Origin of the sequence: Halomonas sp. AOP43-D1-4, from assembly GCF_052446175.1 — a bacterium.
GTDB classification, from domain to species: domain Bacteria; phylum Pseudomonadota; class Gammaproteobacteria; order Pseudomonadales; family Halomonadaceae; genus Vreelandella; species Vreelandella citrativorans.
Genome location: NZ_JBQSVY010000025.1, coordinates 18997 through 27577 on the forward strand (window position 1 = coordinate 18997; position 8581 = coordinate 27577).

Consider the following 8581-nt stretch of genomic DNA (forward strand, 5'->3'; position numbering starts at 1 on the left):
CATATATCAAGGCATTCCATGGGTATCGTAAAAATCAACGACCAGCTACACGAAGATATTCGTAAAGCCAGCTCGGTCATGGTGCGTTCGATCAACGCACAGGCGGAGTATTGGATTAAAGTGGGCATGCTGGCAGAGGCTAATCCAGGCATGACCTTCACCGACATTATGCGCGAGCAGATGCAGCAGGCAGACATTGAAGTAAGGCAGGTGACCGGTGGATAACGTACCGCTGAAAAGTGCAGAAGAGTTGACGCTGATGCGCGAAGCTGGGCGCTTGCTGGCGCAGGTGTTCAGTTATCTTGATACGTTAATCGAGCCGGGTGTCACCACCATGCAGATCAACGATTGGGCCGAGCGTTATATCGTTGATGAGCTAAAGGCTCGCCCGGCCAGCAAAGGGCAATACGATTATCAATATGTGCTGAATGCGTCTGTGAACCAGGTGGTGTGTCATGGCGTTCCCTCCGAGACACTCACGCTAAAATCAGGCGATATCGTTAACATTGATATCACGCTTGAGAAGAACGGCTATATTGCCGATTCAAGCAAGATGTACATGTTGGGTGAGGTAAAGCCTATTGCCAAGCGCCTGGTCGATAAAACCTATGAGGCGCTGTGGAAGGGCATCCACGCGGTTAAACCGGGGGCAACACTGGGTGATGTAGGCCATGCGATCCAGCGGCATGCGGAACAGAACGGCTACTCGGTGGTGCGTGAATATTGCGGCCACGGCATCGGCCAGGAAATGCATGAAGAGCCGGAAGTCGTGCACTACGGAAAGCCAGGGCACGGCGTGGTATTGAAAGAGGGCATGGTATTCACCATCGAACCCATGATTAACCAAGGCAAAGCCAAGGTAAAAATCAAAAAAGATGGCTGGACCGTCGTGACCAGCGACAAGTCCTTATCCGCGCAGTGGGAGCATACAGTGGCAGTGACGGCCGAGGGTGTTGAGGTGCTTACGCTGCGTGATGAAGAGCGTGTTTAATTTTAACCAGTTAGGCGATGCAAGGTGACCTATGACAAGTCATCTGAAAACTAGCCGGGCGGACGTGAAACAGGCTTTTGAGAGACAGTGGTATTAAAATTCCATGCCGTCGCTAGAAAGTAACGGCGTGGTTATTGTGAGCTCGGCTAGCGCTTACAAATACTCCAGCACATCAAAGTGATCGCATCCCGGCAGCTCAATCAGCTCTGCTTGAACGTTGGCTGCGCGTAGCAGCGCTATAAAATTGTGTCCCTGCTGATGAAACGCGGGCGGGTCGTTTTCGGCAATCACAACCTGGCAGGTGGGCAGCGCGGTCAGCTCGCCAAATTGAGGGCTAAGTGCGCGTGCCTGTGATTTGGTCAGCTTTAGGGGAGCGTTAACGTAGGTTTCTACCAGCGGTGTAAGGTCATAAACACCGCTGACCAGCACCAGCTTATCAATAGGAACCCTGCCGCTAACGGCTATCCAGTAAGCCAGTTGGGCGCCCGCGCTATGACCTCCCAGGGTGACGGACCACACACCGCCGTTTTCTTCCAGCGCGTGGTAGGCCGCTTCTAGCCCCTGAATGCACTGAGTCATCATGTTTTCAATGGTGTGGGTTGGGGCTAAGCCATAGCCAATTGAGGCGAAGGCCATTCCCCGTGCCAGATAGCGCTCGGCCAGAAAATCCGTGGCAGTGTGGTCAAGCTCCTGCCAGTAGCCACCGTGAATGAATACCATCAAAGGCCACGGGCCTTCTCCCGGCGGAATAAACAGGTTAAGGCACGCCGCCGGGTGGTCGCCATAGGCGACCGTTATCGGTGGGTGGCGGTCCCTTAGCGTGCGTCCGGCATCCGCCTGACGTGTAAGAGTAGATTCAAACTCCGACGCAAAATGGCTCGGTGAGTAGGCCAGATCCGGCGTTAGCTTTGTCATGCGTGCTCTCTATCAGGTAACGGCGCTAAGCACGTGAAATTCAGGATTTTGATACTCGCCGCTTTCGACTACCTCGCGGAAGTGCTGCGCGGCCTGCCACACATCTTCGTAGCTTAAATAGAGCGGGGTGAAGCCGAAGCGCATCAAGCCCGGCTCCCGATAATCACCAATCACGCCACGCGCGATCAGCGCTTGCACAATGGCGTAACCGTTTTGGGCATCTACCAGTGATACCTGGCTGCCACGCTGGTCGGCTGTCGGGGTAATGTCCTCGATACCGTGGGCCTCAAAAATATCTGCCAGGCACTCGCGGAACAGATTGCTCATGGCCAAGCTTTTTTCACGCACGGCCTGCATATCGACCTCAGACCAGATAGCTAACGACGCTTCAAGGGCGGCGTAAATAATCGCTGAGTGTGTGCCGGTACGAAAACGCGAGATGTCATCGGCGGGTGCGTAGTCGGCCTGAAAGGCGAAAGGTGAGGTATGGCCATGCCAGCCCGAGAGCGGTTGCCACGTGCTGTCCAGGTGGTCGCGGTGCACGTAAAGAAAAGCGGGCGCACCGGGGCCGCCGTTCAGATATTTATAGGTACAACCTACGGCATAGCGCGCGCCCACGCCGTTAAGATCGACAGGTAGCGCGCCAGCAGAGTGGGCTAAATCCCAAATGACCTCGGCGCCATGTTCATGAACCAGTTGAGTAGTGGCTGCCATGTCGCGCAGTTTGCCCGTGCGATAGTTGACCTGGCTAAGCACCACCACAGCCACGCCTTCCAGGTGCGCAGCCAGGTCGTCACCTTCGGGCATAAAGCGATGTTCACAGCCGCTAACCCGGCAGTAGCCTTGGGCAATGTAGCCGTCAGTGGGGAAGTTGCCGCCTTCACTGAGTACCGTGCGGCAATCATCCTGGCGCTTGTCGAGGATATAGCCCAATAGTTTGAAAATATTGAGCGTGATGTTGTCCGTGACCACCACTTCACCGTGCTGAGCACCAAGCACCGGGGCGAGCAGGTTTCCCAGCCGTTCGGGCGCATCAAACCAGCCCTGGTTCCAGCCTTTAATCAGTTGGGTACGCCACTGCTCCATGGTGTCATCAACCGCTTGCTTGGCCGCGACCGGTTGCGCACCAAGCGAGTTGCCATCCAGGTAGAGAACACCTTCTGGTAGGGAAAAGTGGCGTTTAAAATCTGCCAGTGGGTCTTGGCGGTCCAGCTCACGAACGGTATCCAGGCTCACGCGCATATCGGTACTCCAGCAAAAAATGTCGTCACACAGGTGAAAAGTGGGGTAAGGCTTATTGGGCGCTTGCTGTTAAATAGATGTCCTTACGCTCCAAAGTTCCGGGAAGAACTGCAGGTCGAGTGCCTTGACCAGGTAGCTCACGCCCGACGAGCCACCGGTGCCACGTCGGTAGCCAATAATGCGCTCCACCGTTTTCATGTGGTTAAAGCGCCAGCGCTGGAAGTTGAACTCGACATCCACCAGCTTTTCGGCCAGTTCGTATAGGTCCCAGTACTTTTCACTGTTGCGATAGATCTCCATCCACACCGCTTCGACGTCGCTACTCGCGGTGTAGGGAATGCTCCAGTCACGATGGGTGATGTTGTCTGGAATATCAAAACCCCGGCGGGCCAGTAGCTGCAGCGAGACGTCATAAAGGCTGGGCGAATTAAGCGCATGCTGGAGTTTTTGGTAGTGCTTGGGCTTTGAACGGTGTGCTTCGATCAATTTGGCGTTTTTGTTACCCAGCAAAAACTCAATTTCCCGGTACTGATAGGATTGAAAGCCCGAGCTTTGCCCAAGGCTGTCCCGAAAGCTCAAGTAATCGGCGGGGGTCATCGTTACCAGCACTTCCCAAGCGTTGATGAGCTGCTCCTGGATGCGAGAGACGCGCGAGAGCATTTTGAACGCAGGGCTCAGGTTGTCATCGGCAATATGCCTGGCCGCCGCGTGGGCTTCGTGCAAGCAGAGCTTGATCCATAGCTCCGACACCTGATGAATCATGATAAAGAGTAGTTCATCGTGCTCGTCAGAGGCCGGGTTCTGGCAGGCCAGCAAGGGCTCAAGGTCAAGGTATTGGCCGTAGCTGATATCCTGGTCCCAGTGGATGGCTTCGTTATCAACGCTGTTCTTTTTTGGAGTTTCCATCACTTAATATGCCTTTGCCGCGTCATGAGTGGTTAGCGCTTGTGCTTGAGGTTCGCCTAAATCCCAGAAGATCCCGGCGGCTAGTTTTAGCCCTTGCTCGACAATGGTTTCCAGCAAGTGCTCATCGGGGGCGTGCTGATTGCATGACGGATAGGAGTGGGGCAGCCAAACGGTAGGCAGATTAAGCACGTCTGAAAAGCAGTGGTTGGGAATCGTGCCGCCCAGGTTGGGTAAAATATGGGGCGCTTCATTCAGGCTGTTCTCGGCCGATTGAGCAACAAAATTCACCCACGGGTGATTGGGGTCCAACCGAGTCGCCGCGTAACCGCCTAAAAACGTCATCTGGATATCGTTAAAGCCATGGGCATCCAAGTGCTGGCGCAGGTTACTCTCCACCGCTTGCCAGTCGGTGCCTTTTACAAAGCGCAGCTGTAGTACCGCTTCCGCGTGCTCTGGAATCGCGCCGACAGGCTTGTCGGTTCTGCCCGCACTTAAGCCAAGAATTTCAAACGTATTGGCCCCGTATAAACGCTCGCCATCCGCCAGGGCTTCTTCACCCCACGCTGGGTTAATCGTGGGGTCGGAGGCACCGCCGCCTACCGGCAAGTCACGCACTAACCGGGAGACGTCTTCTGTCATCGACGGCGCCTTGAGAAAGTCGGCCAGAATTTTGCCGCTCGGGGAAAGTAGCGTGGCGAGCGCATTGCACAGCACAACCGCCGGGTTGGTAATAACCCCTCCCCAGTTGCCGGAATGGCGGCCGCCATTGCCGGTGTTAAGCGACAGTTTGAGTTGAACAACGCCGCGAGAACCCAGGAAAAGGGTGGGCATATCGTGGCGGATTCTGGGGCCATCAGAGGCCAGAAAAAGGTCGGATTTAAGCGCTTTCTGATAAGCAGCGCAGGTCGCTTCCAGTCCTGTTGAGCCTATCTCCTCGCTCATTTCAAACAGCATTTTTACGTTGTAGCCTAACCGACCCTTACGAGCGTTAATCACAGCTTCCAGCGCGGTTAAATTGACGCTGTGCTGGCCCTTGTTATCGGCGGTGCCGCGGCCATAAACACGGCCTTCTTTAAAGGTTAGCGCCCACGGGTCAATACCGTTCGCCCATTGCTCTTCCTGGCCATCGGTAACGTCACCATGGCCATAAAACAGCAGCGTAGAGTAGGCGGGGTCTTCAATGCGCTCCCCAATCAGCAGGGGAGGAAAGCCGGGTTTCGGGTTCTCGATAATCTGGCAGGTGAAGCCCAGCCTTGAAAGCAGCGGGCCAATTTCTTGTTCAAGGTACGCGTTGAGTGTATCGGCACAGGCGGGGTCCTGGCTGACCGTACGCATGGCAATACGTTTTGCCAGCGTCTTATAAAAATTACCGTTTGAAAGCTCATCACTCGCTAGCTGAATCGCCTGTTCCCGTTTAGAACGCTGCGGTGTTGTCATGGTGCGCCTTTTTATCATTGGGCTTTTAGTGGTCGTTGAGGTGAGCCTAGCCCTTGCTCTTGTTTGCAGCAATCATTAAGATTTCAAAGTACCTTTCTAACTATTAGAAATCATCGGTAGATGTTTGAATCGTTGCCGATAGTGCTTTCACCTGCTAATAGGCAGGTCATCAATGAGGCCGTTATGCAGGATCTCCACTTGCGCTACTTTCAAAGCGTTGCGAAAACGGGCTCGTTGTCCGCTGCCGCTGAAGAGTTGCACGTTGCTGTTTCAGCGGTTAGCCGCCAAATCACCAATCTTGAGCAGCGCCTGGATATCAAGCTGTTCAACCGCCAGCCGCGGGGTATGCAGTTAACCGAAGCAGGCAAACTGCTGAACGCCTATGCACTGCGTAACCAGTTAGAAGTTAATAGCGTTATCGATGAGATGCAGGATGCAATGACACGCCAACGCCAAACCATTGTGGTGGCTTGCCCTGATGGCATGGCGTGGCACTTTCTTCCCAGTGTTATTTCGCGCTTTATTACTCAGCATCCTGATATTCGGTTTGATCTGCAGATGGCCGATTCAGCGCGTGCTTCTGAATTGGTAAAAGAAGGCAGTGCTGATATCGCCTTAACCTTTAGCCTCTCGCCGGATATTGGCGTAAAGGTGGTTTCAAGCCATAACGCCGCAATTAGTGCCCTTATGTCGAGTGAGCACCCGTTGGCAGTTAATGACGTTTTGCATGTAAAGGATTTATGCGACTACCCGCTTACCATGTCGCTTAATGGCTCGACAATGCGCTATCTGTTTGATGTCGCCTGTAGCTTGTCCGGTATTAAGGTATTCCCAAGTTTCTCCTGCGATTCACTGGGCGCGACCTATACCATGGTCAGCGAGCATCCCAATATGATCGGGTTGTGTAGTGCCGTGGCGGTAAGCGGTAAAATGCATAAGGATGGGCTGGTTTTAAAGCCGCTACACGAGCCCCAGCTTTCTCAGCGAAGCCTTCAGGTACAGGTGATGGCTGAACGCTACCTGCCTGCTCATATCGAGGCGTTTTTAGTTGTTCTGGAAGAGAGGCTGACGGCCGTTGACTGTTAAGCGCAGGCCCGTTAGATGCCAGGCCACCCATTATGGGTGGCGTGGAAGCGAACCTGCTTAAAACGGACCGTAGTTAATCGCAACGGCAACCCCGACAAACGCGCCGCCGATGACAATCCAAATCAATACCAGTGGTAGTACGAATTTGAACCACTCCACGTAAGAAACGCGGGCGATCGCCAGACACGCCATCAAGGTGCCAGAAAGCGGAGTAATAATATTGGTAACGGCATCGCCCAGCTTGAAGGTGATGAAGGTCGACTGGCGGGTGACTTCCAGCATATCGCCAATGGGAACCATAATTGGCATCACGATAGCGGCTTGGCCGGTACCCGAAGTAATCAATCCGTTAAATACCAGGTTAAACACGTATAAAAGCTCCATGGCGACAATCTTGCCATGACCATCTAAAGAGCTTGCGACGCTATGCACGAGGGTGTCGATGAGCTGTGCTTGTCTAAGCAGTACGATGACAGCGGCGGCGACACCCACCACCAATGCACCGTACATGACTTCGCTTGCGCCATTCATCAGGCGTTTTACAAAATCGTTGGGAGACATTCTGCCGATCAGCGCCGTGGCGATCCCCACCATTAAAAACGTGGCAGAGAGTTCGGTGATTCCCCATCCGAAGTTAAAACCGCCGTACAGGAAAAACACAAAGGAAGCGGCAAATATCAGCAGCACTAACTTATGAGAAAAGGTAAAGGGCGGCAGGGCGCCAGGCTCATGTGTGGCTTCGGTGTTATCAAAGGCGTCTGCTCCCATCACGCTATGAGCCGGGTTCTGCTTGATACGTTTGGCATAGCGGCAGATGTACACCGTGGTAACGGCCAAAAAGACAATAAAGATAACGCCACGATACATAAATCCGGAAAACAGCGGTAGCTCGGCAATGGTTTGCCCGGCAACGGTAACGGTCGGGTCAAAAACACCTGCACCGAAGCCTGCGTAGGAGCCTAAAAAGATAATGGCCACGCCTACAACGGGGTCAAGCTTCATTGAGCGGGCAAGAAACAGTCCGATAGGAATAAAGGCAATGGCCAGGTTGGCACCTACCCCAACCGATGCAAGCGTTGAGAACGTAGCGCAAAAGATAAAAATAAGAACGTTTCGACGGCCATTGGCCTTGCTAATGAGTTGGTGAATACCTGCGCTGATGGCGCCTGTTGACTCAATCACCTTGAGCACGCCGCCGACCATCATGATTAAGAAGATCAGCGGAGCCGCCGCCACCAGGCCTTTTTGAATAGCGGTAAACAGGTCCATTACGTTCAGGGGCGCTGCAGTAATGTACTGAAAGCTATCGGTGGCGACCTGCGTCAGGCCATTGTTGTTGGTTCTTTCGTAGCTTCCTGCGGGGATTATATAAGAGGCGAGCAGTACCAGTACCATAAAGCTAAACAGGATGATGAACACATCCGGCATAGGGCGTTTTTTCTTCATTGTTTGTGCCTTTTCTGGCGCGCCTTTACTCAGCTTCGTTGTCATATTCGTCTTCGCGGTCAGAGGGTTATCGTTTTATTGGTGGCGCTACTCTAGGCAGTATGTGCGACTCAAACGCTCAACGACAAGTAAACCGTGTGTATGGCCGAGGGGGTAGGTGGGCCGAAGCGGTTTAGTGTGAGGCGTAGCATCGGGTGGTGACGTTTTGTGTACTTCCACGAAATAGGTTAGGTAGAAGGTCCATAGCGCCGGGTTCACAGGTGGTGAAAGGGCCACCTTTAGTGTTGTTTGAAATCAACCTACCAAGGAAGCCCAAGGCTAACAATTGTGCATTTATCAAATGTGTTTTCTATTTTAGGCAAGCACGCTTGGCAGTCAGAAGGAAGTATCCGAGCAACCCAATAAAGCCGCTAAACGGTCGATTCAAAATGCCCGCTCAACGATGTTTTATATCGCTGTAGATAACAGGTCTGCAGGCCATATCGCGCAATTTTACGCGTTAACAGCGCATAGCCAAGCGGCCTGCTACTGTCTATATAGAACCTGCTACTGTCTATA

General features: G+C 53.3%; 8 protein-coding genes. 3 read left to right on the plus strand and 5 right to left on the minus strand.

Features of this window, described 5'->3' with window-relative positions; genetic code table 11:
• Positions 1-18 precede the first annotated feature (18 nt).
• Complete coding sequence (locus ACT3RQ_RS17210; protein WP_441677125.1) at positions 19-225, plus strand: ParD-like family protein; 207 nt, start codon at positions 19-21, stop codon at positions 223-225.
• Positions 218-991 carry a type I methionyl aminopeptidase gene (map, locus tag ACT3RQ_RS17215; protein ID WP_444680958.1) on the plus strand — a complete coding sequence of 258 codons (774 nt, stop codon included), beginning with the start codon at positions 218-220 and terminating at the stop codon, positions 989-991. Before ACT3RQ_RS17210 ends, map begins: the two co-directional genes overlap by 8 nt.
• Before the next feature lie 153 nt (positions 992-1144).
• On the opposite strand, the gene ACT3RQ_RS17220 is transcribed toward map, so the two are convergent.
• From ACT3RQ_RS17220 to ACT3RQ_RS17235, 4 genes are all read right to left on the minus strand, one after another.
• Positions 1145-1906 (minus strand): alpha/beta hydrolase, encoded by a 762-nt coding sequence (locus tag ACT3RQ_RS17220; RefSeq protein ID WP_444680959.1) that lies wholly within the window; start codon positions 1904-1906, stop codon positions 1145-1147.
• A gap of 12 nt (positions 1907-1918) precedes the next feature.
• The gene (kynU, locus tag ACT3RQ_RS17225) at positions 1919-3148 is read right to left on the minus strand and encodes a kynureninase (protein ID WP_444680960.1); all 1230 of its coding nucleotides are present in this window, start codon (positions 3146-3148) and stop codon (positions 1919-1921) included.
• 69 nt (positions 3149-3217) lie between these two features.
• On the minus strand, positions 3218-4054 hold the full coding sequence (kynA, locus tag ACT3RQ_RS17230) for a tryptophan 2,3-dioxygenase (protein WP_444680961.1): 837 nt from the start codon (positions 4052-4054) through the stop codon (positions 3218-3220).
• Between the two features lie 3 nt (positions 4055-4057).
• Entirely contained in the window at positions 4058-5491 is a 1434-nt protein-coding gene (locus ACT3RQ_RS17235; RefSeq protein ID WP_444680962.1) for a M20 family metallopeptidase, read from the minus strand.
• A gap of 183 nt (positions 5492-5674) precedes the next feature.
• On the opposite strand from ACT3RQ_RS17235, the gene ACT3RQ_RS17240 reads away from it, so the two are divergent.
• Positions 5675-6577: a LysR family transcriptional regulator gene (locus ACT3RQ_RS17240; protein ID WP_444680963.1), complete on the plus strand. Its 903-nt coding sequence runs from the start codon at positions 5675-5677 to the stop codon at positions 6575-6577.
• 57 nt (positions 6578-6634) lie between these two features.
• Here the strand turns inward: ACT3RQ_RS17240 and ACT3RQ_RS17245 are convergent, their stop codons facing one another.
• Positions 6635-8068 carry a YfcC family protein gene (locus tag ACT3RQ_RS17245; protein ID WP_444680964.1) on the minus strand — a complete coding sequence of 478 codons (1434 nt, stop codon included), beginning with the start codon at positions 8066-8068 and terminating at the stop codon, positions 6635-6637.
• Positions 8069-8581 lie beyond the last annotated feature (513 nt).

Excerpts from the sequence above, each read along its gene's own strand:
- ACT3RQ_RS17220 (WP_444680959.1), bottom strand. The coding sequence starts at position 1,906 with ATGACAAAGCTAACGCCGGATCTGGCCTACTCACCGAGCCATTTTGCG.
- ACT3RQ_RS17245 (WP_444680964.1), bottom strand. The coding sequence starts at position 8,068 with ATGACAACGAAGCTGAGTAAAGGCGCGCCAGAAAAGGCACAAACAATG.
- kynU (WP_444680960.1), bottom strand. The coding sequence starts at position 3,148 with ATGCGCGTGAGCCTGGATACCGTTCGTGAGCTGGACCGCCAAGACCCA.
- ACT3RQ_RS17210 (WP_441677125.1), top strand. The coding sequence starts at position 19 with ATGGGTATCGTAAAAATCAACGACCAGCTACACGAAGATATTCGTAAA.
- ACT3RQ_RS17235 (WP_444680962.1), bottom strand. The coding sequence starts at position 5,491 with ATGACAACACCGCAGCGTTCTAAACGGGAACAGGCGATTCAGCTAGCG.
- kynA (WP_444680961.1), bottom strand. The coding sequence starts at position 4,054 with ATGGAAACTCCAAAAAAGAACAGCGTTGATAACGAAGCCATCCACTGG.
- ACT3RQ_RS17240 (WP_444680963.1), top strand. The coding sequence starts at position 5,675 with ATGCAGGATCTCCACTTGCGCTACTTTCAAAGCGTTGCGAAAACGGGC.